Below are 23886 nucleotides of genomic sequence, written 5' to 3' on the forward strand. Positions count from 1 at the left end.
CTAGGGGCAAAACTGGCATGAGTGGGGGCAAAATCGCCATGCCTCGGGGCAGCACTCGCTTCAAGAATCAATGACTTACGAGCGGTCACCCTCGAAATCCCCGAGTTTTCTGCGCTGCCCGCCCGTTCCCTGTGGAAACAGCGGTCCCGGCGGCCCCCCTCCCTCAAGGGCGGCGTAGTTGCCCGGCCGTTTCGACTTGCGGGGGGGATGGGGGGAAGCGGACAGCACGGCGGCCGTGTGACGACGTGCGCCGATTGCTGCGCGCATCGACGCACGCACCGAAAACCCGAATACAGGGCCGCTACGCGGCCAGAAAGCATGAGGGAAGGGGTACGGCCGCACGGCGGCCGCATCGGCTGAGAGGGCGTCACGCTGTTGCCCCTTGCAGTGCGTCGGTGGCCAGGTCTTCACGGATCGATACGTGCAGGCCGAACGCCGCGAGGCGTTCGAGCGAGATCGGCGTGAGGTAGCGTACGCGGCGCGTGTAGATGCGGCGCTCGACCTCCTTGTCGCCGACGATGACGCCGGCGTGCTTGAGCTGCGCCTTGAACACGCGGTCGGATTTCACGGGCAGGCCGTTCCACTTGTCGCGCAGCGCGCTTGTGTGGGCGATGTGGTCCATCACGTGGCCGGTGTTGATGAGCAGGCAGAACTCGCCGTCGACCGTATCGAAGGTGTACGGGTGCTTGTAGTTGCTGCAGTCCATTTCCGACAGCGCGGTTTCCATGATCCAGACCCACGGTTCGCGATCGGCGCTCGTCTCGGCGATGTGCCCGTTCATTTCGGCGAGCAGGTCGCGCGGGAAGTCCCCTTCGCTCGGGTCCATGCCGGCGAACTCGCACAGGTAGCGCCAGGCGAGCGCGACGGCCGCATAGTTGCCCGCCATCCGCTTCGCGCCGTCGTCCTCGCCGCTCGCGCGGCAGTTGGCCAGCGCCTTGTCGCGCAGCGTCGCGTACTGGTCGGACACGGCGCGCTTGTCCAGGCCGGCGAGGAATTCGAGCCACTGGCGAACCGGGAAGCGCGGCAGGTCGTCCGGCATCAGCGGGCCGCGCTTGCCGGTCAGCGTCGTGCGCACGAGCTTGCCGAGCAGGCTGCGCACGGGCACGTCTTCGCCGGCCAGCATCACGGGCGCACACAACAGGTATTCCGTCATGTCCGTGCCTCGACGCGTCACGGTGTACTGGTAGTTCTCCTGCAACAGCCCGACCGCCTTGTCGATCACGTCCTGCCGGCGGGCGGACAGCTCTTCCCATCCGACCGGGTGGCTCGTGTGGCTGATGCTGGTCACCAGGCGGAACTCGGTCTGCAGCGACTGCCCGGAGAACATCGTGAACGCGAGCGAGCGTTCAAGCCGCTTGATGAGCGTCGACTTACCGGCGCCCTTGTTCGCCTGGATCGTGATGTGCGGCCAGAAGCCGAGCAACGCCTTCAGGTGGCCGCCGAGTGCCCACACGAGCGGGATCGTCGCCGCGTTCTGCTTGAACGTCGCCTGGTACGCGGTAATGACGCGGCGCGCGTCGCTGGCCGGGCCGGTCGGGAAGGTCAGGTTGTGATAGGGGCACTGCTTGTCGGCTTCGGTGAAGTAGCAGTCCGGTCCCTCGTTGACGATCAGACGGCCATCGCGCCAGGCGAGCCCGACGAAGTTCGCCGCCTGGCGTGCGCCGAGGTCGGCGCCGCGCTCCAGGATGTTGACCATGCGCTTGAACGGCGCCGGCGCCCAGATCGGGCCGAACTTGCCCCACTGGTCGACGTTGTGGAGCTGGTCGTCGAGCATCACGCGGCGCACGAGCTGCGCGCCGTGGCGCGGCGCCTGGACCGATACGGCGAAATAGACGGTGGGTGCCTGATCAGCGTCGCCCGTCATCGTCGACGTCGCGCTCGCCACGGACACGCGGCTAATGCCGGCGATGCGGAAGCCGCACAGGTCCGTCATGACGGGCGTTTCGACGCCGCTTTCCTCGTTCTTGTCCATCTTCGTGATGTAGCTGGTGAAGTCCGGCCGCACGCGGAAACGCCAGTACTGCGCGAAGTCGTGCGACGGCAAGAAGATGCGCGGCCGGCCGCGACGCGTGGCGTCGCCGGCGAGGCCGGCGATGAGCCACGGCTCGAGCTGGTCGAGTGCGCGCTGCAGATCGGCCGGGCCGCGCAGTTGCAGGTAGTCGTTCACGTCGTTGATCGGCTTGACGGCTTTCTCGCCGTCCGCGAGGTCGGCGAACCAATTCGCCTGGTCGACGAGCACGGCGCTGATGTTCAGTGCCGTCAACCGTTCGTAGAGCGCCCAGGCAGCTTCTGGCCCGGGCCGGCGGCCGGCGCGCGGGTGGCCGTCCGCGAACGGCTCGTCATTGTCCAGGCAGATCACGACCTGTTTGCCGCGCAGGAACGCGAAGTCGATGCCGTCGACGTTCGCCAGGCCGCGCAGCGCGAGCGCGGCCGCGCCAGGGGTCGCGCAGGTGTCGATCGACAGCGCATTGATCGCGCTTTCGACGATGAACACGCGCTTCGCCTTGTCGAGCCGGCGAGGGTCGGCGGTCCAGCCGTAGCCCGCTTTGTCGCCCTGGGTCTGCGTCTTGACGCCGCCGTTGAGCGCGGGATCGACGTAGCGCATGTCGACGGCGACGACGCGCGCGTCGCCCGGTGCGCGCACGATGAACGCCGCGGCCGGGCCGGCGTGGCCGACTTCGCCGGCGGCGACCTTCGAGCTGGTCCAGGTGTTGAAACCGAGCGAGCGCGCTGCGATCGCCGCGTCGATCGCAGCGGCGGAAATGCCGCGGCCGCCGAGGTATTCGCGCACCTGGTCACGCTCGGCGAAGCACCGATCGGCGATGTATTCGACCGTCGTTTTCTCGCGGCGCTCTGCGGGCGCCTGGCGATCGAGCGGGATGCCGTATGCATCGTGCAGGTAGCGCACCGCGTCGGCGACCGTGCCGCCGCGCGCGTGAATGACCAGGTCGATGCACGAGCCGCCGACGTCGGCGCTATGGTCGCGCCAGCCGGTGCCGTGTTTCGGGTGATTCACGTAGATCGACAGTGACGGGCTTTTGTCGTCGTGCTGCGGCGAGTGGTATAGCGCGCGGTCGCCGCCGCGGCCGCGCTTCAAGCCGAGGCGATCGGCGAGGTCGTGCAGGTCGATGCGTTGTTTCAGTTCGTCGATCGAGGCCATCGTTATTGCTGTTGGTGCAGGGAAAGGGCGGCAGGGTTGCCGGGTGTCGCGGGGCTGTCGACGAGCGCGCGGAGCGCGCCGGCCGACGCGGGGAAGGCAAGCGCAAGGCGATCGCCGAGGACGCTGACGAACAGGGCGAGCGCGGCGATGCGTTGCATGCCGCCGGGTTCATGGTCGAAGCGAAGCACGTCGGCGGCTGCCGCGATGGAAGCCGCGAGCGCGGCATCGTGAGGGATAGTCGTGTGCTTCATGCGGCGGCGCCTCCGAGGATGTCGTGATGGTTCTGTTGCAGGCGCTGAACGGCGTGCTGCAGCTCGTAGCGCGAGGTGATCGCCTGGTCGAGCATGGTGCGCAGGCGCTTGCGGTTGCGTTCGAGATTCGACGTCGCGTTCGCGAGGGCTGCGGTACGCGTCGCGCCGTGGCCGATGCGCATGCCCGATATCAGGTGCGTGACGACGCACTTTTCGGGGTGGCCGTCGTGCAGGTGCGACTCGGTGTGAATACCGAATGCGGCGCCGGCATCGTTCGGGATGACGACGTGATCGCCGGCGACGGTGCGCAGGCCGGCCGAAGTCAGCAGTTCGTAGCGGATGGTGGGCTCGTTCGTCATCGTGTCAGCTCCGCGGCGGCACAGACCAGGCCAGCGCTGCGACCAGGACGACCATTGCGATGACGCCGATCACGAAAGCGATCGGCCGGGCGAGCCGAACGTCGAACAGGCGCAGCACGTCGGCGGCTAGGTAGTAGACGCCGGTGAGAGAAAGGGAAAGCATCAGCAGCACGCCGATGCTGAAAACGTAGGGCTTCATGATGTGGTTCCAGGTGAGTGCGCCGGCGGCCGGCGCGGATGGTTCAGTCGAAGTCGTTCGCGGCGCGGCGCTTCCCGTCGATGGCTGGCAATTCGGACGCGGGTTCTCGATCGCGCCACACGTTCGCCGTGCATTTGAAGGCGTGGCGGGCAGCCGGGCACAAGGCGTCGAAATTCCCGACCATGCGCAGGCGGCGCCACATCGCGCGCAGGTCGAGGTCGGTGAGGGGCGCGCGCATCGGATCAGTGCAGAACGATGGGCGTCAGGACAGGCATGCCGGCGTCGGCGTCCCAATGACAGCCCAACACGTAGCCGAGCCGGCGGGCGGTGCCGACGAACACGAGCGGATCGATGTCGGCGCGCCACAGTGCGCGCAGGTATTCGCGGCGCTTGTCGAGCGACAGGCAAGTCGGATCGAACTGCATCACGACGGCGGTAGAGGCGAGGGTGGCCATGCGATCTCCTTTTTTTGGGCAAAAAAAGCCCCTCGCGCCGGTTAGGCACGATGCGAGGGGAAAACAGGGGAAAGGGGTTTAGGTCGCTAGACGGGCAGTTCGAGCTGCTCGACGAGACGCTCGCGCACGTTTGGTGAGAGCGGCAGGTGTAGCGACAGATTCGGGGTCGCGGACGGCGACAAGGTGCGCGCGAACTCCATGTTCACGATGTAGGTGTGGCCGCACTCGACGTTGTTGCACTGGAAGGTGACTTCCCGGAAGGTCTGGGACATTTCGCGGCTGCTGCGCGCGGTCGCGCGCGTGCGGCAGTGCGGGCAGCGGTTCAGGATTCGCATGTCGGCTTACTCCGGACGAGGTACAAGGCGCGGCCGCGGCCGTTCATCTGCTTGGCAGTGCGGCGAAGGCGGCGCTTGGCGAGCCACTCGACTGTCGCTTCTAGGGAGGGCAGGTCGTGCAAGGTGCGCACGCGTTCCAGCACGTCGCGGTCGGCGTCCGAGAGGGCAATTTCCGTGCTGGTTTCGGGCATCGGTGGAGCTACTCATTGTTGGCGGTTCGGTGCCTTCGCTCAGGCGCCGGCGCGGTCCAGAATCGAGGTGTTGCGTTCGGCGAGTACAGCGGTCGCTTCGCGCATCACGATGTCGCGGATTAGCACGGCGAGTTGCTCGCCCTGGTAGTTCGCGAGCGCCGTGAGAACGGCCTGCTCGTAGTCGTCGAAGCGGACGGTGTGCTTGTTGTTGCGGATGCGCTTGGGATCGGGATACATGCAGGCTCCTCAATTCACGAGCGGGCGGAACGGGAACGTGGGATGGCGCGCAGCTCGCTCGCGCCGATGCGGATCAGCTCGCGCGCCATGCTCGAAATCGAGCGATTGCGCTGCTCAGCGAGCTGTTCGAGCTCGTCGCGTTCCGTGGAAGTGAGCCGGACGTACACGGGCTTGTCCGACAGGGTGCCGCGTGGCGATCGGCGCGGGCCTTTGGCGGTAGTCATGGTCGGTATACTTTGATAGTTAGCCTTGCGTTACGGTTAGGCTAGTGTAATGAGCTCAAACGAGCACGTCAATTAAATTATAGGTTCATATGAACACGATAGGCACGCGTTTGAGGGAAGAGCGCTTGCGGCTCGGACTGAGCCAAGACGAATTTGCAGCGGTAGGGGGCGTGTTACGCCGTGCGCAATCGAATTACGAAGCGGACGAGCGGTCGCCCGACGCGAAGTACCTGAGCGCGGTCGCCGAACTCGGCGTTGACGTGGTTTATGTATTGCGCGGTAGGAGGTCCGCCTCTAGTGAACAAGGCGTCGATGTGGACCCGGGGGACGACGAGCGCTATTTCATCGATTGCTTCCGACAACTCAACGAGACAGGCAAAGCAACCCTGCAGTCGTTTATTGGCAGCGTTCTAAATCAAGCCGTCATGCTCAAGACGGGCACGCCGCAGCGAGCAAAACGCCTGCCGGAAAATCGCCGCGCAGCGCTGGACCAGCGGGCAGCGGAAAACGTGGATCGTGCGATGGCGGAAATCGAGCGTTTGCGCGCCGAGCGGGCTGCGAAGGACGGAAAGAAGTAGTCCGGGCGCGTCGTCGCGCGCGGGCCATTCTTCACACAAACACTGTATATCCATCCAGTATTGGGTTAGCATCCTGAAAGCCGGCGATGCTGGCGACGTGGACGGATTCCGAGGCAACCACGTCGTGTTGAGTGCCGCCGGTCCGTGAACGTGTTTGTGAGGGACCAGAAGAATGAGCATCGACATGAAGCACAACAACGGCTCGGTCGGCGTGTTGACGGCTGCCGATCGTCACGCGGACGCACGCGCCGGAGCAACGGGCGGGATACGATTCCGTTCGGACCTGACTGGAAGCGAGCGCGATGTTGCGCGCGCTGCGATCGACGATGCCATGCAGTCTGTCGGCCAGGTGCTCGAAGTTGCGCTTCAGGCGATGGGAAATCTTCGTGTTGCACGCGCGGCGCTTGGGCGGTGCGACGACGGGCCGCCAATCCGTGCGAATATGAATGATCGCTACAATTCGTAGCTGACCGTCTCCCATAGCAAGCAACCTGAAGCCCGCCGTGTGCGGGCTTTTTACTTTCCGCCTTTCTTGAAATGCGACCGGTGCCGCTCGGTCGTCGGATCGTCGCGCATTTCGAGGTCGAGCCCGGTCGTGAATCCGCCGTCACTGTCGATGGTGTGCGTTGCCTTCTTCACGAGCCACGCGGTTTCGTCGATTTCGGGCTTGAAGCCCGACAGCGTGACCGGCATTTCGGGGAACAGATCGGCGCGGCCGCGCGCGAGCGAATAGCGCATCGTCGCCTGGCTGCGCTGCATTCGCTTGAACTCGGCCTGCGCCGCGGCTCGCGCTTCGGCCTCCGTCGCGTAGTCCTCCGGCAGCACCTTCACATTCTTGTTGTTCTCCCCGCCAACGATGACCGACTTCCGCTTCGCCTTGCCGTTCGAATGGTAGTGCGCGCGCACGGCCGAGTAATTTTCCCGTTCGGACACGTGGTACGCATGCTGGTCGCCGCTCGCGCGCGTCAGATTCAACACCTCGAACGATTTCCCGCTGACGGTCTTGCCGGTGCCGATCGGCGTGAAGAGCAGCCGCAAATCCTTGACGTTCATCACTGCGTCGTAGCGCTTCGCCAGGCGCGTCAGAAACGACATATCGCTTTCGTGCGTCTGGTCGATATGCGCGATCACGATCTTCGCCAACGCGTCGGCGACGGCCGGCGTGAGCTTGTAGCGGGCGGCGATCGCGCGCACGATCGAGCCGATCGTTTGCTTATGCCAGCTCTTCTCACGACGCTCCTGCATACCATTCGACATCGAGGCCGAGCGCGCGCGTACGACGAGCGTATCCGGCGCGCCGTTGTGCTCGAACTCGGTCACGACGAACGTGCCCTTGTCGACGAGCTGCTCGCCGGCCCAGCCGATCGACACCTTGATTTCGTCGCCGCGCTTCGGCAGCGCCAGATCGCCGCGCGAGTCGTCGAGCACCAGGTCGACCGTATCCGCATCATCAGAGCGCGATTCCGTGAGGGTCAGCGATTCGAGCCGCGGCAGGAACCGCCGCGAGATGTCGCGGCCGCCGAGCGTGATGCGGTAGTCGGCCATCGGCTCAACACGTTCGAGCCGATACACGGCTGCGTTCGAGTGTTCGGTCGCGCGCGTCGTCATGCGTTCGGCTCCGCGTTCGCTGCGTCATCGGCATCCGCATCATCGACAAGCGCTGCATCCTGGTCGATGCGCAGCGCATCGTCGTCGACGCATTCGAGCGTCAACGTGAATTCGATCCTGCGCGCTGTGCCTTCGCGGGTGAAGTAACGACGCGTTTCGTCGAGCCCCACGATGAGGTACGCGCCATAGACGGTCCCAAGACCGTCGACCAACACGTACGCTTCGCCGACGTTCGCCATCTGGACGAGCTGGTCGATCGACGCGCTCGTGCCGATTTGATCCGGCGCAATGAGGCCGTCGAGCGTGATGACATCGTCGCCCTGGCCGGTGTACTGGCGAGCATCGCGTGCGCCGATACGCGACTTCTTCGGATGCTTCCAGTTCCGGCGCCGCTTCAGTTCGTGGAAGGGGGCGGTAGTCAGGCTGAACACGAATTGATCCAGCGACAGCAACATGGGACAGATCCTCCGTGAATGTCAGTCGGACAGGCGCGAGCCGGCGCGCGCACGTTGTGCGCGTTCGCGACGATCCAGCTCGGCGGCTACGGCGCGTGCGATCGCGCGCGGATCGTCGCCGGCCTGCGGGTAGATGTTGATGACGATCGGCGCGGGAGCGACGGCCGATGCAGACGACGCTGCAGCCGGACCCGACGCCGCGATCGGCGGCCGCCGGTCGATTGGCACGAGCGGCGCGGCCGTCGACAGCGCGGGCGTACCGAATCCGGTCACGGCGGCCGTCGCGAGCCCGAGCGCCGCGCGCGCGACGCTGCGCTGCTCGCCAGCCATGCCGAGCGCCGCCCCCTCACCGACGAACCCGCCCAGCTCGGCGAACACGCGGCTCGGGCTGTGAATGCCGAGCTTTTCCTTGAACCACGTGACGGTCGAGTTGGCGACGTTCGTGATGGCTTCCTTCACGGCGCCGAGGCCGTTCGTGATGCCGTTGACCAGGCCGGATATCAGGTTGGCCCCGAATTCGGCCATTTTCTCGGCGACCCTGGCGGCCACCACGATGATGTTCGCGAGCCATTCGCCAAAGCCCCGGCCCGCGTTGCTGGCCTTGTCGAGGCTTTCCTTACTGGCGTCGACCGGCCCCAGCAGGCGGGTAATCCAATCCCACACGCCCTTGACGGCATCCATCAGCCAATTGAACGCAGGTTTGAGCGGCTCGAACATCGCGCCGAGCACGCCGAATACGCGGGTGAAAATCGGCGCGAGCGGTTGCAGACCTTCGGTCAACCCCTGCCAGAAGCCCGAGAAAAATGCCTTGATCGGCTCCCAGTATCGAACGATCAGCAGCGCAGCCAGTGCGATACCGGTAATGATGAGGCCGACCGGATTCATGAGCGCGACGCGACCGACGAACATCAGCGTCTGCGCGAGCCCGCCGAGTGCGGCGCCGACGCCGTTGATTGCGCCGACCGCACCGCTTTTGATGAGGCCGCCTGCACCCTTGAGCGCGTCGACCGACATCCCGGCGACGCCGCGGCTGCCGGCATACTGCCTGGCGGCAGTCCAGCGCGAGGCCATTGCCGCGCGCGACGCAGCGGCCTGGGCGGCGACGGCGCGCCATACCTGCGCCGTGTATTGCCGTGCGGCGAGCAGTCCGCTTTTCATCGACGAGGTAGCCGAGCGCCCCCATTGCGCGACGGTCGACACGGCCGCGCGGCCGGCGGCCGGAATGCCTTCGCGCAGCGTCCGCGCGTAGCCGCGCAACGTTGTCCAGGCCGCGCGCGGGGACGACGCCGACCAGGCGGCGGCCAGGGCGGTGCGCATGCGGGCGGCAGTTCCGCGCGCGGCGTTTCCGACAACCGAGAATCGGGACGCGGCCCCCGACAACCGCCCGAAGCCTGCGGCGCTCGCGCTGAGCGTGCGCGCGAGGAAACCGCCCTGGATGCCGAGCGTTGCCATGCTGAAGCGCACGATCGCGAGCGGCCCGAGGATGCCCGCGAGCACGATCGTGAACGTACCCATCACCACGAGCAGCGCGGCGAACGCGGCGAGCACGGACAAAATGACCTTTGCCGCGGCCCCGTGACGCTGGATCAGGCCGATGAGGCCGCCGAGTATTTCGCGCGTCTTGTCCAACGCCGCGTTGTACAGCGGCGCGATGCGCTCGCCGATCTCGCGGCGCAGGTCGCGGGCTTTCGCGAGAAGGTCGTTTTCCTTGCCCTGGGTTTGCAGCGCGCCGAGCTTCGCCGCTTCGTCGATACCGTATGCGCCGCGGTTCAGTTTTTCGTTCTTGTGAATCTGGTCTCGTTGCATATACATGGTCGAGAACAGGTTCGCGGCCGTCCGGTTGGTGAAGATCGTCGAAATCATGTCTTTCACCTTGTCCGGATCGGTGATGCCCTTCTTCGCCATCTGCGGGAGCAACACCTTTTCCAGCCATTCGAGCGGCGACGCCTTGAACAGATCGCCGCCCAGCAGCGCGCCGGGTTTGATCCGTTTGATCATCCCGATCTTGTTGTATTCGACGTTCTTCTTGTCGACCAGGCCGAGATTCATCATCTCCTGCGCCGCGCGCACGGTCGTCTTGCCCTGGTAGACGTTGCTGTACGCGGACATGAGGCCCGTGCCGACGCCGTGGCCGCCCATTTCCTGAATCAGCGGTTCCATCTGGTAATAGAACGCGTCCTGACGCATCTGCTTCGCGGCGACGCCGCCCGTCTGGATGAAGTTGCGCCACTCGTCGCCGCCGACGCGGCCGCCCGTCGCCGACAGCACCTTCTGGACCATGTTCGCTTCGTTCTTGAACGTTGCTTCGTCTTTCGTGCCGCCGCGCAGCTCGATCACCTTCAGCATGTTCATGAATTTCTCTTCGTTCGCGTGTGCGTCTTCCGCCCCGAACAACGCTTCGTTGGCGAACTTCATCTTCGCGAGCGTTGGCATCACCATCTGCGCGTGATGCTCGTCCGCGAAGATCGACAGTGCGTCGCGCATCAGCGTCATGTTGTCGGACGTGCTGACGCCCATCATGTTCATCGCGCGCACGTACTTCTCGGCGTCCTGTGTCGCGTGGTCGCCGAGGCCGAGCGCCGTGATGCGCGCACGCTCGTTCGTCATCTTCTTCGCTTCGTCGAGCGTGCTGCCGAGACCGCCGAGCATGCGCATGCCGGTCGAGCGGGCGGCATATCCGCCGATCGCCATTCCGCCGGCGACGCCCTGCATCGCCTGCATCTTGCCGCGCGCCGCGGCGAGCTTTCTGTCTCGCTCCGTCAGCGCTTCGAGCTGGCGCGTCTGTGCCTGCATCGCGGCCGTCGTCGACGCGATGTTCGAGCGCAGGGTGCGCTCGTGCTGCGCAAGGTTGCGCGTCTCGATACCGGCCTGCGCGAGTCGACCGCGCATCTCGTCGACGGCGGCCGTCTGTTTCTTCTGCTCAGCGCGAAGCCGCGAGGCCGCCTGGCGGGCACGCGCCATGTTGTCGACCATCTGCCGAGTCGGCGGGCCGAACGCGTGCAGTGAGCCGGCGAGCGCCCTCACGTTGGATTGCGCCGCGCCGAGCTTCTTCGTTGTGTCGGCGAGCCCGGCGCGCATCTCGCGGAACGAGGCGACGGCCTTCTGCTGCTTGCCGAGTTCGGCAAGCTCGCCGCGCGTTGCCTTCAACGACTGCGCGAGCCCCTTGTTGCTGTTCAGCATGTTCCGCAGGGGCTTCGTCCAGTTGTCGACCATGTCGAACATGACGCGCAGTTTCAGGGCGTTGTCCATCGTTACTCGTGTCCGCTTCGTATCCGGGCGCGCTCGCGCCAATCCATCAGCTCAGAAAGGGAAAAGTCGTCCATGTCGTGCGGTGTCCAGCCGAACACCGTCGCGACATCGGCCATCGCGTCCTCTACGCGCTCTGGGATTCCATGCTCGCTTTCAGCGCCTTCGGCATCAAAAAACCCGCGAAGATACCCCCCAACGCAACGAGGTCGGCCGGGTCCATCAACGTGACATCCATCTCGGTCAGCGTCGGTGTGCTGATGCGCGGCAGCACTTTGCGCAGCGCGTCCACGTCGAGGTTCACGAGTGCCGCGAGCGACGTGCCGCGCAGCGCACCGGATGACGGCTTCGCGAGGGTCACGTGCGTGATGGTCTGTTCGCCGCGCACGATCGGCGTGTCGAACGTGTGCGTGTTGGCGGTGATCGCGTTGAGTACGGCGCCGCCGGTAGGGGTGTCGTTGGTGTCGAGGGTCGTCATGTTGTGTGTCCTGATGATGATCTATAGGTATGCCCGCGGCAGACGCGGGCGAAGTGTTACAGGCCGATCGCCTGGCGCAGACCTGCGAGCAAGTCGTTGCCGTTGATCTTCTCGATCATGTTGATGAAATCCATCTCGATCAGCTCCTGGCCGTTGATGGACAGCTTGTAGTAGCTGGCGGCGGTCGTGACCTTGAAATCGGTGTCTTCCTTCGGCTTGCCGGAACCCATGTCGATTTCCTTGTGTCGGCCGCGCACGACGATTTCGACCGAATCGTAGGTCTTCGAATCCTCGCGCTGGTAGCCGCCCGAGAAACGGAGCTGCACGCCGTCGTGCGTGGTGATGCCGTACATGCGAACGACATCCTCCATGAAGCCGCCGCACGTCCATTCGAGCTGGATCGCCTCCTGGCCGAAGTCGATCGGGATCGGGCCGCTCATGCCGCCGCCCTGGTAATCCTCCATCTTTCGCGACAGCTTCGGGAGCTGGATTTCCTTCGTCTCGCCGACGAAGTTGGTGCCGTTGTGAAACAGGTTGAAGCCTTTCAGCTTGCGGGGCATGCCCATGTGTGTGACTCCTGGTTAGGCCGACACGCGCGAGGCGAAATCGGCGAGATAGCGATCGGTGATGCGCTGGCGCAGCTTCAGGTTTTCGAGCGGCGGGACCGGCGTGTAGTCGTAGTCGATCCACGTGCCGCCCGACGTCAGCTCGTCGGTCGTGTTCGGTTCCGGGTCGTACCAGGCGCCGCCGCCGATCAGTTCGCCGACCGAGACTTCGCGGCGGAACCACGCGTTGATGTTCTCGATGATGTCGCGCGCGAGCGACGGATTAAGCGGCCCGTCGACGACGCCCATTTGCGCTTCGGCAATCGTGTCGGCGATCACCTGTGCCGAACGCGTGTAGTTTTCGAAGAAGAACTTGCCGTCCGCGTCGCAGGTGCGCGAGCCCCAGAATCGGAAGCCGTTCCGGTTGACGAGCGTAGTGACCTGGTTCTCGTTCAGATAGCCAGCGTCCGTCGCCGGGTCTTGCAAATCCCACGACACGTCCGCGCTGATGCCGGTCACGCCGTTGACGACGACGTTCGACAGCGTCTTGTGCCAGCCGATGTCGTTGTCGAGCTTCGCGCGCAGGCCCGCCGCGATCGCCGGCGCCGGGATGGCGACGGCCGAGTTCGTCACGTCGTCCCAGCCGAGCCAATCCGGCCAGATCACCATGATTTCGCGCTGACCGAACTGCTTGCGGTACGCGACCGCCTCTTCCTTCGTCTTGCAGCCGTGCGCGGCGACGTACACCATCGCGCGCAGCGATTGCGCAATCGTCGCGAATGCCGCGGCGACGGGCTGCGTATCGAGGCCCGGCGCGACCAGGATGCGCGGCTTCACGGCGAGCTTCCCCTGCGCGGCCAGCAGCGCCTTCATGCCGGTGTATTTGCCGTCCGGCGTGACGGTGCCGATGACGTTCGAGGTCGTCTCGGCTTCGTCCTTTCCGTCCGCGACGCGCACAACGATGGTGACGGGCTTCGTCTGCTTGCCGATCGCGTCGAGCGTGCGGCGCAGCGTGCCCTTAGTGCCGGCTTTGCCGAGTGCGGCGATGACGTTCGTCAGTAGCACCGGCGTGTCGAGCGGGAACGTCGTCGGGTCGGCGTCGGCACCAGTGCAGACGATGCCGAGCACGGCCGTGGAGACGGTGCGGATCGGCCGGCCGCCTTCATTGATTTCGATGACGCGTACGCCGTGGTGGTAATCCTGCGGCATGGTGTGCAGCTCCTATAGATACAGGTGAGGGAAAACGGGAGAGCCCGTTGTCAGGTCGATGCGACGGGGGCCGGCTCTTTCGGGTCAGCCGGCGCGGTCGGCGCAACGTATGGCGCGGGCGTCGCGGGCCACGCCACGGCGTTCGGAAACGTGTCGCCGTTGATCGCGGACACGAGCGCCATCTGGTACGCGGACCAAGCTTTGAAGTAGTAGGTGCCTTCGTCGTCGAGCAGGCCGGCGGCATACGCGTCGGCTTTGCCCGCGTTCGCACGGCGAGCGATTTCCATCAGCCGTTCGAACTCGGCCATCGCGGCGTCGCGCTTCTCGCGCTCGATCAGCTCGGGCGGGACCGTCCACGCGCCGTCGATCCATGCATGGCGCGGCGACGGTCGCGGCTCGGTCGTCAGCTCCAGATCGTCGGGCGTCTTGCCTGCGATCGCGATTTCGACGGGCTCGCCGGTGTCGGTGCGGTAGCAGACGCGCCCACGGAAGTCCGGCAGCAGGAACCACGCGCCGTCACGATAGAACGGCCAGGTCGTCGGCGTGCGCGGCGGCGGTGCGTCGAGCGTGGCGGACGATGGAATGAGCCAGCGGCCGTCGTTGCGTGGATCGGCGTCGGGCTGGCTGCTGCTCAGGTATTCGCCGGTCGACGGGCTGTAGTGGTGAATCAGCATGTTTCGAGGTCCGTAAGTTAGTAGGCGCGGATCATGGCGAGCATCGCGACGTTGCGCGGCCGCGCTTCGTTGCCGCCGTCCGCGTTGACGGTGATGCCGTGGCTGTGCCGGCCGGCGCCGCCGATCCCGACGTTGTGACCGTGCTCGCCCGTGGCGTCGATCCAGATACCGGTCCCGGAACCTTCGGTGCCGTGCATGTCCTGGCGGTCCCAGTTGTACGGCCCCCAGCCCTGGCCGTAGGAGGTTGCGACCACGCCGACGCGGCCCATGCGCACGCTGTGAGCGTGGCCGGGATCGTGAAGTGGGTGATTGTGATGTCCCTGTACATCGGTCCAGGCCGAATGCGAGTGGTCGCCGACTTCGCTGGCGCTTGCGCCGTGCGCGTGCGAGCGGTTCTGGTCGCTCTGAAACGAGCCGATTGCTCGCTTCGAGTCGATGTCATCGCGACCGTCGGCCCAGCACCGCAGGAACTCGCCGCGCATCTCGGGCAGGCGGAATGTCGTCGCACCGTCACCGGTCGAGAAACAACCCCAGCGACCGTTATTCCATTCGGCTTCGGACACGAGCGCGCCGCTCGCCTGGGCGTATGCCCACAGTGCCGGATAGTCGGCGCGATTCACGACGACGCCGTTGGCTTTCAGGAATCCAGCCCGCGCCAGCGTGCGGGGTTCGAAGACAATCTGGCCGACCGTCACTGTAGAAATGGCGGACAGAACCCATTCCGTCGTCGCGAAGCGTGTCGAGCGATCGCCCTGTGGGGGCGTTGGGCCTTGGACCGGTTTTTCGAAATTCGTTCCGTTCGGAGTAAACGTCACCTGGGGGAGCGAGTTGCACGTGATCCCGAACGAGCCATCGGCGATGTGATACAAGCCCGTGTCCGGCGCTCCGTCGTTTTGGAACGTGAGAGAAGGCGACCCGGCGCTACCTTCTGACAGAAAAATGCGCTTGCCTGGATCGAACCACACGTCCGCAGCCATCGTTCCGCCTTTCAGGCGATCGAGCGGCGTCACGTTTCCGGTGTGCCAGACCGGCTTGCCGTTGATGCGGAAGGTGTGGTCGTCAAAGAAATACTGGAACGCGTCGGCTTTGCCCCACCAACCAATCGACTGGGCGTTGCAGTAGAAGTACCCATCGGTGGGGCCGAGGCGCAACCGTGCTTCCTCGGCGGAGCGCCCGACCGAAAGCTCGCCGCGCACGGCTGTGTCTCCCCCGAGCAACGTACCCGAACCCGTGTCGTCGATCGTGACGCGACCAGTGGCGAAATTCAGTGTGAACGGGCGGAATCCGTTGAACATGCCTTCCGGATCGCCCTTCACCGTCGACAGCAGATAGAAATTTGTGCCGTCGTTGCGCAGGAACGCGCCGAAATCGCCGCAAGTTGTCCGGAAATTCGCACCACCGGCATCAAGTTCACGCGAGGTCACGCCACCCTTGACGGCGACATTTCCACCCGCCTGAATGACATTTCGACCGTCATCGGACACGTCGCCGACGAGCAGGCGCTTCGTGAGCGAAAACACAAGCGTGCTGCGATTGACGCGAAACACCGAGAACTGGGTGACGCCGTCGTCAGCGAACGCGTTCAATCCGAAATCGTTGCCCGCATTGCCGCCCGTCGCGGCACCTTCCCGCTTGAACAGCGACCACCGCACCTTGCCGCCATCGGCAAAGAACAGCGTCGAGAAGCTGCCGGCCCCGCCGTCAATCGAAACGGCCTTCGAATAGCTGGTGCCTTCGGTGACGGTGTTGCCGCCGACGAGCAGCCGCGAGCTGCCGTCGTCGTTCTTGACGTCGCCGACGAATACGCGGCCGCCGTACGTGATGCGCACGGCCCGCGCCTGGTTGGCGTCGGTCTGTGCGTCGTTGCCGGTCTTGTTGAGCCAGATATCGAGGTACTCGCGCCCCCACGCACCACCGTCGAATCCCGAACGAAGGGTCGCGATCAGACGCGTGCCGGTGTCGACGTTGTTGCCGCCGAACGTGCCGTACAGGCGAACGCGGCCCTCGCGGCCAGTCTTACCTGACGGTGGACGAACGGTGACGTGCGCGGTGTCCGGACCCGCGTCGAACTCCGCGACGACGGGGCCGGTGAATTTCGCGCCAGTCAGCGCGGCATACCGAGCCGCGGCCGTTTTCGGCGTGACGATGCGCGTATCGTCCGCGCCTGCGTCGACTTCGGCCTGCGTCGCGAGTTCGGCAACGCCCTTGCGCTCGGTCGTGGCCGGCGGGTTCAGGAACGTGGCCGGGCCGAATTGAAGCTGCGCCGCATCGATCGACGTGAACACGATGTCGCTCGCGAGCAGCAACATGGCGGCCGGCGACTTTTCGAGGATCGGCGTGTTCTGCACGTAGACGCCGAACAGCACGCCGTTGTCCAGGTACAGGCCGTACGCGTACAGCGAATACTGGTCGTTCGTATCGTCCTGGATGACGACGTGTACGGTGTCCGGCGCGACGTTTTCGCCGCCGAACGTCGTCACGCGCTTGCGCTCGCTCGGCAGGGTCTTCATGCCCTTGTCGAATGCGAACGCCGCGGTGCCGAGGCCGATTTCGACGACTCGGCGTGCGACGGTGCCGGTGTTGCCCGTTGCGACGAGTGCTGCGCGGCCGGCGTCGGTAATTTGGATCAGGTTCCCAGCCATGTTCAGGTATCCGAGAGGGACAGACGGCAATAGACCGCGACGCGCGCGCCGGCGCCGACGCGCTGCGTGCCGGTCGCGCCAAAGCCCTGCTTGAAGGTGTAGTGCGCGGTACCGCGCTTCGCGCGATCGACTTCCGCGCGGATGTCGGCGACGTATTCAGCGGTCGCGGGCACGCCGTCACGGCTGCCGACTGTCAGCACGATGTCGAACGTTCCGGGCCGGCCGCGCGGAGTCATCTCGAACCATTCGCGCATCGCAACGTTCGCGCCGAACGATGCGCAGACCTGGCGCACGGCTTCGGCCGTGCCCTTGATGCGAGCGATGCGGATCGCGGTTTTCACGCGCGCGCGCTTGACCTGCTCGGGCCAGTAGTCTTTCCAGGTCTCGACGCCGACGTGCCAGGCGAGCCACGGCAGGAACGCCAGCGGGATCGCGTCCGGGTCCATCAGCGTGCCGATGTCGACCGGGATGCCGCTGATTCGCGCGTTGGTCTCGGCCAAGCGCCGCTCGAGCGCGGTCGCGTTCGGGGGCAGCAACGAGGGCATCGGCTTATTCATCCGCGACCCCGCCGTCGATCAGCTCGATTCCTGTGCAGTAGGGCGCCTGCTCGCCCGTCACGGCGACGCCGCCGGCCGGCGAGTCGAGCAATACCTTCTGCACGCCCGCCACGCGCATTGCCGCGTGCAGGCCGTCGACCGTCACTTCCATGCCGATGCGGTGCATGTCGGCGGCAAACTTCGCCGTGCGCTTGTTCGCTTCCGCGAGCGCGACCGCGCGATCCGGGCCGGAGAAGAATCGCAGCGTCGAGCGGATCGCGTAGCGCACGATTTTTGCGCTTTGCACGATCACTTCATCGGTCTGCGGCCGCTTGCCTTCCAGATTCTTCTTCACGATCCCGATCAGCTCGGCGCTCGCGGTGCCGTCACCTTCGCGCGACAGGATCGTGACGACCATCACGCACGGTTCCGGGCTGAACGCGGCGGCGGACAGCACGCGGCCATCGGCCGAACGCGCATGGAACACGTACGCTTCTTCAGGACCGGCGACGGAGAAGCCGCGCGGCGCGAGCTGCACGCGCTCGCGCAGGCTGTCGTCGTCTTCGTAGACCGGATCTACGCCGTTTTCAGGATCGCCGGCCGAGATGACCAGACGCTCTACCTCGAAGAGAGCGGCGATGTGTTCGAGCGTCGTGCCGCGTGCATATGCGAGCAGGATGCCGCGGGCCTTGTCGTTGATGAGCTGACGCAGCAGCACTTCGCGATAGGCGTTTTCCTGCAACGATCGCGTCAACGGTTCGGATTCGAGCGCGAGCGTCGCGGCGATCTCGGCGCGTTGGTCGGCCGGGTATAAGGAAATGAGCCGCGCCTTGCGTTCAGCAAAGACCGTTTCGAAGTCGAGCGGGTCGACGATATCGGGCGCCGGCAGTTGCGACAGGTCGATCGGGGTCGTTCTCATGCGCCGACTCCGTTCGACACGGGCACGCGCAGCGATACGGGCTCGTCGCGCTCGTCGGTCCATCCTTCGATGTCGACGAGCTGCTGGCCGGCGACCGCCTCGTCGGTATCCGCCACGAGCTGCACGCGGGTGACGGTCAGACGCGGCTCCCAGCGCATCAGCGCAGTCGCGGCGGCCGCATACAGACGAATGCGTGTCGCGCCATTGGTCGGCGCGTCGATCAGGTCGGGCAATTCCGAGCCGAACGAACGGCGCTGGATGCACGAGCCGAGCGGGGTCGTCAGAATCCGGCCGACCGACTGCGACAGGTGGTCGATGCCCGAAATCGCGCGACCGGTAACGGCGTTCATGCCCTTCATGCGCCACCCCGGATCGGCTTCGACGTAACGGCGAACTCGCCCTGTGCCTGGTGCGGGTGATTAATGAGGCTGACGCCGCCGGCGCGCACGTCGCCGGTGAGGTCTGCACTGCCGTCGATCTTCATCACGGCGCCGCCGTCGCCGCCCTTGCCAGTCATACCGGCTTCGAACGTCAGCGGGCCTTTCACGGTCAGCGATTTCGTCACGGTCGCGTCACCGTCGAGCAGGATGCTTTCGGCTTGTACCGTCGCGTCCTTCGTCTGCACGACGACGGCGCCCGGTGCGACAACGCGCACGATCGCGCCCGCTGGCAGCTCGGCCGTCAGCGCGTGCGCCGCATGGTCGTAGCTGACGCGCGCGCCGTCCGCGTAGATGCGGGTGTGGGTGTTCGGGGAGTTGTCCGGTGCCGGCGCGGCGTCCGAGTAGATGCCGCGCAGGGCGACGGCCTGCGCGAAGTCGCCCATCGGACCGAGCAGCACGACCTGTTCACCCTTCGTCGGCGGAAGCCATTCGCGCGTGTTGCCGGCCGCTGGCGTGAGCCAGGGAATCCAGTTGGTTTGCAGGCCGTCGTCGGCGGATTCGCCGACCGCGACGCGACAGAGGCCTGTGCCGTAGTCGACATCGAGAATCGAGCCCTTGCGCACGGCGTTGCGTGCCTGCCGTTGAATTTCGTTCGCATCCATGCCGACCATGTTGCCGGCCGTCCTCGCGTGACGCGAGCGAATGCAAATGTCGTGCTCGCGGGTACAGCATGCTCGTCGCGCGCGCGAGCAAACGTGCGTCGACAATCGTTATTGCTCGCTCGATGACGTGCCTCGCACACGTCGCGAGCGTCCCTTTCACGCTGCCTCTGACCCATGACGATTCACATTTCCGACGCCGCGCCCGCGGCCGACATTGCCCCAATGCTCAACCAGCTTCATCGTGTCGATGCACTCGCATTGGCGCGCACACTGCGGGATCAGTCCGTCGACCTGGTGTTCACCGATCCCCCGTACGCATCGGGCGGCCTGCACCTGTCCGCACGAACGCGCGCGCCGAGCCAGAAGTACATCAACAGCGACACGAAGGCGATCTATACCGACTTCGAAGGCGACAACATGGATCAACGCGCCTGGGCGTTCTGGTGCCACGCCTGGCTGACCGAATGCCGCCGTGCGATGAAACCCGGCGCGCTGCTCGTTTGCTTCATCGACTGGCGCCAGCTCGCGACGTTGACGGATGTAGTGCAGGCGGCTGGCCTGACGCTGCGCGGCATCGCCGTATGGGACAAAACGCCTGGTCGTACGCGGCCGCGTCGAGGTGGGTTCGCGCAACAGGCCGAATTCATCGTATGGGCGAGTCGCGGGCCGATGAACGATAGCGACGTGTACCTGCCTGGCGTGTTTCCGACGCGCTTGGCGCTGCCGAAGCAACACGTCACTGAAAAGCCGATCGAGCTGGCGCGCGACGTGGTGCGCCTGGTGCCCGATGGCGGCGTTGTGTGCGACCTGTTCGCCGGTTCCGGGACGTTCCTGGTCGCCGCGCGCGAAGCTGGCCTGCAGTGGGTCGGATGTGAGACGAGCCAGGCGTATCACGCGATCGCGTCGACGCGCCTGGCTGCTGTGAGCGATTCAGCGGTTGAGGTAGCGTAGCAGCCGGTCGCGCACCAGTTCGCGGTCGGCCGAGCTGAAGCCGAGCACGACGCGAACCGGATACTGTACGAGCGGGCCGCCGGGTTCCACGGGGGCCTTCTGGCCCTCCTGATGAACGCGCACGATGCGCGACAGGCGGTCGTCGAACCCGATCGTGAGCCCCGTGTCGTCGACATCGATCCGCAGATAGCGGGCGGTGCGCAGCTTGCGAAACATCGCCTGCCGCTTGATGCGGCCCACCTTGGTGCGCAAGCCCTTGCCGCCTTTCTTGATCTTGCGCGGTACGTACGCGCTACCGTCTGGATTTTGCTGCGCGGCGACGCGCGACTGCTGCGCGCGGCGCATATCGCGCCCCAGCTCGCGGAATAGTCGCCGACGAGCTGCCGGCGCCAGCTTCGCGAGCAGCCCGCCGGCCCACTTCTCAAGTGCACGTAGATCGTCGTCCATCACACCACCCAATGTTCGTCCGCGTCGTCGACGTGTTCGACCGTGCGGCGGCCGTCGTCGTCCGTACCGACCACAACGCTTTCCGTGAGTTTCAGCTTGATCGCGAGGTCGACGGCATCGTTGGCGAGGATGTCGGCGATGAACGTCATCCCATCGCGGCGCTGGTCGGCGTTGGTCACGAGGTCGGGCTGGTTTGCGCGCGCCCATTCGACGACGGCGATCATCACGTCGTCGGCGCTGCCGATGAAGTCGCGGATGAGAATCTCGCACTCGTACCGGTATTCGAACGACGGCGTGCGTGTGCCCGTCGCGACAATGTGGCCGTCGTTGATGAAGACGACGAGCAGGTCGGGCGCAGCGGCGAGCTGCGGAAGCGCCGCGACGAGCGCGGCGCGCAGGCTGTTCGGTTTAATCATGGGCGGCCGCCTGCGGATTCGTCTGACTGCGCGCCTGGCACGCGGCCACCATGTCGACTTCGGCCGCACAGCGCGCCCATGCCGCCCGCGCGACGGTCAGCGCTTCGCTCAGATCACCGTTCGTCTGCGGGTGAGCTGCCGGCAGCGTGCACCGGGTCACCGTCGCGCACGCGTTGAGCGTAATCGTCGGCGCCGGTGAGGGCGGGGCTGCTGTGCAGGCGCATAACGTCGTCAGGCAGGCGAGCAGCAGCCCACGCGCGAACGGCTTCATTCTCATCGATGAGTCTCCGGAGTTGCGATTGATACGCGGCGAGCGTCGCGTCGACCGCGCCGCGTGTGCGGTCGAGCTGTGCGCGCTGCTGGTCTTTCTCGCGGGCATCCGTGAGCAGCCGGCCGATGATCGCGTCACGCGCGCCTACGTCCTGTTTCGCCTGGCGGGCGGCATCCTGCGCCGTGGCGAGGCGTCCCTGCAGCGCGCGCACATACTGCGCGCTGGCGACCGCCACGACGAGCGCCGCGAGCGCCAGCCAGAAGCGAAGGCCCGGCACGCTCACGCGGCCGCCTTCGCGCCGGCGTAGCGCTCGTACGCCTGGGCGAGCTTCGCGTCGTAGAGGTTGCGGGCGTAGTCCGGGCCGTTGTAGCCCTTCGCGAACGCCGCCCACTTCCGGTTCTTCAGGGCGGACAGCAGCGACGAGTCGGCCGCGACGAAGCGCACGAACCCGTCGAGCTGGTCGCCCTCGCTCGTCTCCATCCGCGCGACGAACTCGTCGATGCTCGCGTAGCCGAGGCGCTTCCAGTGGTAGCCCATCACCTGGAACGCGCCCCAACTCGCCGATTCGTATGCCGATGCCGCGTGGATGCGCGCGGCGGTGTCGAGCCGGACATATTCGGCGCTGCCGCCCTGGTAGCCGCCCGCCTTCTGGCTGACGACGTTCGGAGACTGCGCCGCATACCGTGCGGCATCGTCCGCGCCGATGCTGTCGACGAGCTGCCGATACATGACGTGCCGCTCGAACAGGATCACGGGCCGTCCGTCCGCCAGAAAGCCAGAGCCGCGCGACTCCACTTCGTTGACGGCGCGCACGCATGCGGGCGACACGCCGAGCTTGTCCGCGGCGCGCGCGATGTCCGCTTCGGTCAGGTGTTTGCGGTCGCGCTGGCCGGCCGACAGTACGGCATACGTGTTCGGGCCGGCGATGCCGTCGACGACGATCCCGGCGGCGACCTGGAGCGCCTTCACGGCCTGCTCGGTCGCTTCGTCGTACAGGTGGGACACATCGAGCGCGTAGCCGGCGCGTACGAGACGTTGCTGCAGCAGGCCGACTTCGGCGCCGCGGTCGTTGAAGCGGAGAATATTCATGATTCGGTGCTCCGGAGAAGGCGCGCGACGTTCCCGCGCGCGAGGTAGACGAACAGGGCCAGCATCACGGCCTGCACGGCCTGGAAGAAGCCGACCGGCTTCGGGTGGATGAGTAGCTCGATTGCCGATCCGCCGGAAATCGCGACGATCAGCCAGGCCGTCCAGGCAACGTGCGAACGGTGCCGCGCGCCGTTCTTCCGGTAGGTCAGCACGCGCAGGATGACGGCGAGGTGCGCGGCGAGTGCGACCAGGGCAAACGACAGGTGCATGTCATTTCCCCCTGCGGATCAGCGCGCCGAAGTCGATGTCCTTCACGCGCTCCATCAGCGTCAGCGTGACCGTGATGACGAGCGCAGCGGCGAAGAACGCGGCGACGCCCGACGAGCGGACCGGCGCGAGGTGGGTGATTTCCGGCGCGGCCAGATAGCCCATCACGAGCGAGATGAGCATGTATGCGGCGCGCCGGCCGATGCCGAGGTCTTTCGACGTGACGACGACGAGCGCGGCGCCCGCGAACGCGCCGATCAGCGCGTCGCCGTCGATGCCCGGCGCGATGCCGGCCAGGCCGATCGCGGCGGCCAGCGCTGCGGCGGTAGTGGTGTTCGGTTCTGCCATTCGGACAATTCCAGGTCAGTCAAACAGTTGCAGGAGGGGCTTCGTCTGCTCGATCGTGTCCAGCTCAGGCATGTCGACGACGGTTCCCATCGGCAACACGACGCCCAGCTCGGCGAGGCCGGGATTCGCTTCCAGGACCGCTTCGACGGTGCCGGCAGTGCTGGCGTAGTGGCGCCAGCAAAGGGCGTCGAGCGTTTCACCCTGAAGCGTGGAGACTTTCATCAGATCAGCTCAACCGTCGAGCGCGCGACGCCCAGGATGTCGCTGATGGCCCATCGCGCGTTGCGGCGCGACTCGTCGACGGTCGCGGCCAGCTCGGCCGCCACCTGGCCGCCGCTCTTCGTCGAGTCGAAGCCGCGGTATTTCTCGGTCACATCCGCATGCGCCAGGTGGTAGACGGCGCGCCGGTAACGGAACACGTGCACGGATTCGCCGTCGACGCGCTCGGCCGGCACGTCGGCGAGTGATGCGGCGCCCGCTGCCCGCTGCCGGGTGCGCCATGCGGCCAGCTCGTCGTTGACGGTCAGCATGGCGTCGCGCGCGGCGTGGTGCAGGCGCTCGCGTGTCACGGTGCCGTCCAGGCGCATCGCGTCGCGCAGCGCCGACGGGTCGATGTCCGGGAAGAAACCGTCGTTCGTCAGCGTGCCGTCGATCGGCGACGCGGCGACGGAAGGCGCAGCAGTGGCAACGAAACTGTTCATGGTTGATTCGGGGTGTGATGGCGGTGGACCGAAGGTCAGGGCCTGTGTCCGTC

Annotated in this window: 34 protein-coding genes and 1 pseudogene; 3 read left to right on the forward strand and 32 right to left on the reverse strand. The window is 66.0% G+C overall.

Translation table 11 applies throughout. The annotated features are described in order from the left end of the window. Positions 1–367: 367 nt before the first annotated feature. From CFB82_RS00870 to CFB82_RS00915, 10 genes are all read right to left on the reverse strand, one after another. Positions 368–3160 (reverse strand): toprim domain-containing protein, encoded by a 2793-nt coding sequence (locus tag CFB82_RS00870; protein WP_089483203.1) that lies wholly within the window; start codon positions 3158–3160, stop codon positions 368–370. Positions 3161–3162: 2 nt separating this feature from the next. Then, on the reverse strand, positions 3163–3411 hold the full coding sequence (locus CFB82_RS00875; protein ID WP_089483204.1) for a hypothetical protein: 249 nt from the start codon (positions 3409–3411) through the stop codon (positions 3163–3165). After that, complete coding sequence (locus CFB82_RS00880; RefSeq protein ID WP_089483205.1) at positions 3408–3770, reverse strand: hypothetical protein; 363 nt, start codon at positions 3768–3770, stop codon at positions 3408–3410. The genes CFB82_RS00875 and CFB82_RS00880 overlap by 4 nt, the downstream gene beginning before the upstream one ends. Before the next feature lie 4 nt (positions 3771–3774). After that, positions 3775–3969, reverse strand: a complete 195-nt coding sequence (locus CFB82_RS00885; protein ID WP_089483206.1) for a hypothetical protein — start codon at positions 3967–3969, stop codon at positions 3775–3777. A 43-nt stretch (positions 3970–4012) separates the two neighbouring features. After that, the gene (locus CFB82_RS00890) at positions 4013–4207 is read right to left on the reverse strand and encodes a hypothetical protein (RefSeq protein ID WP_089483207.1); all 195 of its coding nucleotides are present in this window, start codon (positions 4205–4207) and stop codon (positions 4013–4015) included. 4 nt (positions 4208–4211) lie between these two features. Further along, complete coding sequence (locus CFB82_RS00895; protein ID WP_089483208.1) at positions 4212–4424, reverse strand: hypothetical protein; 213 nt, start codon at positions 4422–4424, stop codon at positions 4212–4214. Positions 4425–4510: 86 nt separating this feature from the next. Further along, positions 4511–4759 carry an ogr/Delta-like zinc finger family protein gene (locus tag CFB82_RS00900; protein WP_059882251.1) on the reverse strand — a complete coding sequence of 83 codons (249 nt, stop codon included), beginning with the start codon at positions 4757–4759 and terminating at the stop codon, positions 4511–4513. Then, positions 4747–4950, reverse strand: a complete 204-nt coding sequence (locus tag CFB82_RS00905) for a hypothetical protein (RefSeq protein ID WP_059882249.1) — start codon at positions 4948–4950, stop codon at positions 4747–4749. The genes CFB82_RS00900 and CFB82_RS00905 overlap by 13 nt, the downstream gene beginning before the upstream one ends. 39 nt (positions 4951–4989) lie before the next feature. Beyond that, a complete protein-coding gene (locus tag CFB82_RS00910; protein WP_059882247.1) occupies positions 4990–5187 on the reverse strand; it encodes a hypothetical protein in 198 nt (65 codons plus the stop codon). A 14-nt stretch (positions 5188–5201) separates the two neighbouring features. Continuing rightward, positions 5202–5411: a hypothetical protein gene (locus tag CFB82_RS00915; RefSeq protein ID WP_089483209.1), complete on the reverse strand. Its 210-nt coding sequence runs from the start codon at positions 5409–5411 to the stop codon at positions 5202–5204. An 89-nt stretch (positions 5412–5500) separates the two neighbouring features. Between CFB82_RS00915 and CFB82_RS00920 the strand changes: the two genes are divergently transcribed. Continuing rightward, positions 5501–5989 carry a helix-turn-helix domain-containing protein gene (locus CFB82_RS00920; RefSeq protein ID WP_089483210.1) on the forward strand — a complete coding sequence of 163 codons (489 nt, stop codon included), beginning with the start codon at positions 5501–5503 and terminating at the stop codon, positions 5987–5989. Between the two features lie 172 nt (positions 5990–6161). Beyond that, on the forward strand, positions 6162–6455 hold the full coding sequence (locus CFB82_RS00925; protein ID WP_089483211.1) for a hypothetical protein: 294 nt from the start codon (positions 6162–6164) through the stop codon (positions 6453–6455). A 50-nt stretch (positions 6456–6505) separates the two neighbouring features. Here CFB82_RS00925 and CFB82_RS00930 read toward each other — a convergent pair whose 3' ends face one another. Genes CFB82_RS00930 through CFB82_RS00990 form a run of 13 tightly spaced genes read right to left on the reverse strand, consistent with a single transcriptional unit; the run spans position 6506 to position 19343 of the window. Further along, complete coding sequence (locus CFB82_RS00930; RefSeq protein WP_089483212.1) at positions 6506–7597, reverse strand: phage late control D family protein; 1092 nt, start codon at positions 7595–7597, stop codon at positions 6506–6508. Next, positions 7594–8052, reverse strand: coding sequence for a phage tail protein (locus CFB82_RS00935; RefSeq protein WP_089483213.1), 459 nt, complete (start codon positions 8050–8052; stop codon positions 7594–7596). The genes CFB82_RS00930 and CFB82_RS00935 overlap by 4 nt, the downstream gene beginning before the upstream one ends. 21 nt (positions 8053–8073) lie before the next feature. Then, positions 8074–11301 carry a hypothetical protein gene (locus CFB82_RS00940; protein ID WP_089483214.1) on the reverse strand — a complete coding sequence of 1076 codons (3228 nt, stop codon included), beginning with the start codon at positions 11299–11301 and terminating at the stop codon, positions 8074–8076. 2 nt (positions 11302–11303) lie between these two features. After that, entirely contained in the window at positions 11304–11417 is a 114-nt protein-coding gene (locus CFB82_RS00945; protein WP_089483215.1) for a GpE family phage tail protein, read from the reverse strand. An 8-nt stretch (positions 11418–11425) separates the two neighbouring features. Beyond that, on the reverse strand, positions 11426–11776 hold the full coding sequence (locus CFB82_RS00950; RefSeq protein WP_089483216.1) for a phage tail assembly protein: 351 nt from the start codon (positions 11774–11776) through the stop codon (positions 11426–11428). 56 nt (positions 11777–11832) lie between these two features. After that, on the reverse strand, positions 11833–12342 hold the full coding sequence (locus CFB82_RS00955; protein WP_016038198.1) for a phage major tail tube protein: 510 nt from the start codon (positions 12340–12342) through the stop codon (positions 11833–11835). A 15-nt stretch (positions 12343–12357) separates the two neighbouring features. Continuing rightward, positions 12358–13530 (reverse strand): phage tail sheath protein, encoded by a 1173-nt coding sequence (locus tag CFB82_RS00960; RefSeq protein ID WP_089483217.1) that lies wholly within the window; start codon positions 13528–13530, stop codon positions 12358–12360. 50 nt (positions 13531–13580) lie between these two features. Further along, entirely contained in the window at positions 13581–14204 is a 624-nt protein-coding gene (locus CFB82_RS00965) for a tail fiber assembly protein (protein WP_089483218.1), read from the reverse strand. Positions 14205–14221: 17 nt separating this feature from the next. Continuing rightward, on the reverse strand, positions 14222–16846 hold the full coding sequence (locus CFB82_RS00970) for a phage tail protein (protein WP_089483219.1): 2625 nt from the start codon (positions 16844–16846) through the stop codon (positions 14222–14224). A 2-nt stretch (positions 16847–16848) separates the two neighbouring features. Beyond that, complete coding sequence (locus CFB82_RS00975) at positions 16849–17403, reverse strand: phage tail protein I (RefSeq protein WP_089483220.1); 555 nt, start codon at positions 17401–17403, stop codon at positions 16849–16851. Continuing rightward, positions 17396–18301, reverse strand: a complete 906-nt coding sequence (locus CFB82_RS00980) for a baseplate J/gp47 family protein (protein WP_089483221.1) — start codon at positions 18299–18301, stop codon at positions 17396–17398. The genes CFB82_RS00975 and CFB82_RS00980 overlap by 8 nt, the downstream gene beginning before the upstream one ends. Then, entirely contained in the window at positions 18298–18660 is a 363-nt protein-coding gene (locus tag CFB82_RS00985) for a GPW/gp25 family protein (protein ID WP_089483222.1), read from the reverse strand. The genes CFB82_RS00980 and CFB82_RS00985 overlap by 4 nt, the downstream gene beginning before the upstream one ends. Beyond that, positions 18657–19343, reverse strand: coding sequence for a phage baseplate assembly protein V (locus CFB82_RS00990; protein ID WP_089483235.1), 687 nt, complete (start codon positions 19341–19343; stop codon positions 18657–18659). The genes CFB82_RS00985 and CFB82_RS00990 overlap by 4 nt, the downstream gene beginning before the upstream one ends. A 174-nt stretch (positions 19344–19517) precedes the next feature. Between CFB82_RS00990 and CFB82_RS01000 the strand changes: the two genes are divergently transcribed. Beyond that, positions 19518–20294 carry a DNA-methyltransferase gene (locus CFB82_RS01000; protein ID WP_089483223.1) on the forward strand — a complete coding sequence of 259 codons (777 nt, stop codon included), beginning with the start codon at positions 19518–19520 and terminating at the stop codon, positions 20292–20294. Here CFB82_RS01000 and CFB82_RS01005 read toward each other — a convergent pair. The 9 genes and pseudogenes from CFB82_RS01005 to CFB82_RS01040 all read right to left on the reverse strand — a co-directional run bounded on the left by CFB82_RS01005 (position 20274) and on the right by CFB82_RS01040 (position 23833). After that, positions 20274–20741 (reverse strand): phage virion morphogenesis protein, encoded by a 468-nt coding sequence (locus CFB82_RS01005; RefSeq protein ID WP_089483224.1) that lies wholly within the window; start codon positions 20739–20741, stop codon positions 20274–20276. The two genes, CFB82_RS01000 and CFB82_RS01005, sit on opposite strands and share 21 nt — an antisense overlap. Next, positions 20741–21157: a phage tail protein gene (locus CFB82_RS01010; RefSeq protein ID WP_089483225.1), complete on the reverse strand. Its 417-nt coding sequence runs from the start codon at positions 21155–21157 to the stop codon at positions 20741–20743. Before CFB82_RS01010 ends, CFB82_RS01005 begins: the two co-directional genes overlap by 1 nt. Further along, complete coding sequence (gene lysC / locus CFB82_RS43695; RefSeq protein WP_218829057.1) at positions 21150–21434, reverse strand: Rz1-like lysis system protein LysC; 285 nt, start codon at positions 21432–21434, stop codon at positions 21150–21152. Before lysC ends, CFB82_RS01010 begins: the two co-directional genes overlap by 8 nt. Next, positions 21355–21819 (reverse strand): annotated as a pseudogene (gene lysB / locus CFB82_RS01015) (Rz-like lysis system protein LysB); the annotation flags it as partial. The pseudogene lysB and the gene lysC, both read right to left, overlap by 80 nt. Then, entirely contained in the window at positions 21708–22517 is an 810-nt protein-coding gene (locus tag CFB82_RS01020) for an N-acetylmuramidase domain-containing protein (RefSeq protein WP_089483227.1), read from the reverse strand. The gene CFB82_RS01020 and the pseudogene lysB, both read right to left, overlap by 112 nt. Next, entirely contained in the window at positions 22514–22786 is a 273-nt protein-coding gene (locus CFB82_RS01025; RefSeq protein ID WP_016038212.1) for a phage holin family protein, read from the reverse strand. Before CFB82_RS01025 ends, CFB82_RS01020 begins: the two co-directional genes overlap by 4 nt. A gap of 1 nt (position 22787) precedes the next feature. Next, positions 22788–23132, reverse strand: coding sequence for a putative holin (locus tag CFB82_RS01030; RefSeq protein WP_089483228.1), 345 nt, complete (start codon positions 23130–23132; stop codon positions 22788–22790). A 15-nt stretch (positions 23133–23147) separates the two neighbouring features. Beyond that, complete coding sequence (locus CFB82_RS01035; protein WP_017922402.1) at positions 23148–23354, reverse strand: tail protein X; 207 nt, start codon at positions 23352–23354, stop codon at positions 23148–23150. Continuing rightward, positions 23354–23833 carry a head completion/stabilization protein gene (locus CFB82_RS01040; protein WP_089483229.1) on the reverse strand — a complete coding sequence of 160 codons (480 nt, stop codon included), beginning with the start codon at positions 23831–23833 and terminating at the stop codon, positions 23354–23356. The genes CFB82_RS01035 and CFB82_RS01040 overlap by 1 nt, the downstream gene beginning before the upstream one ends. Positions 23834–23886 lie beyond the last annotated feature (53 nt).

The sequence above is a fragment of the Burkholderia sp. HI2714 genome (assembly GCF_002223085.1).
GTDB lineage: Bacteria > Pseudomonadota > Gammaproteobacteria > Burkholderiales > Burkholderiaceae > Burkholderia > Burkholderia lata_D.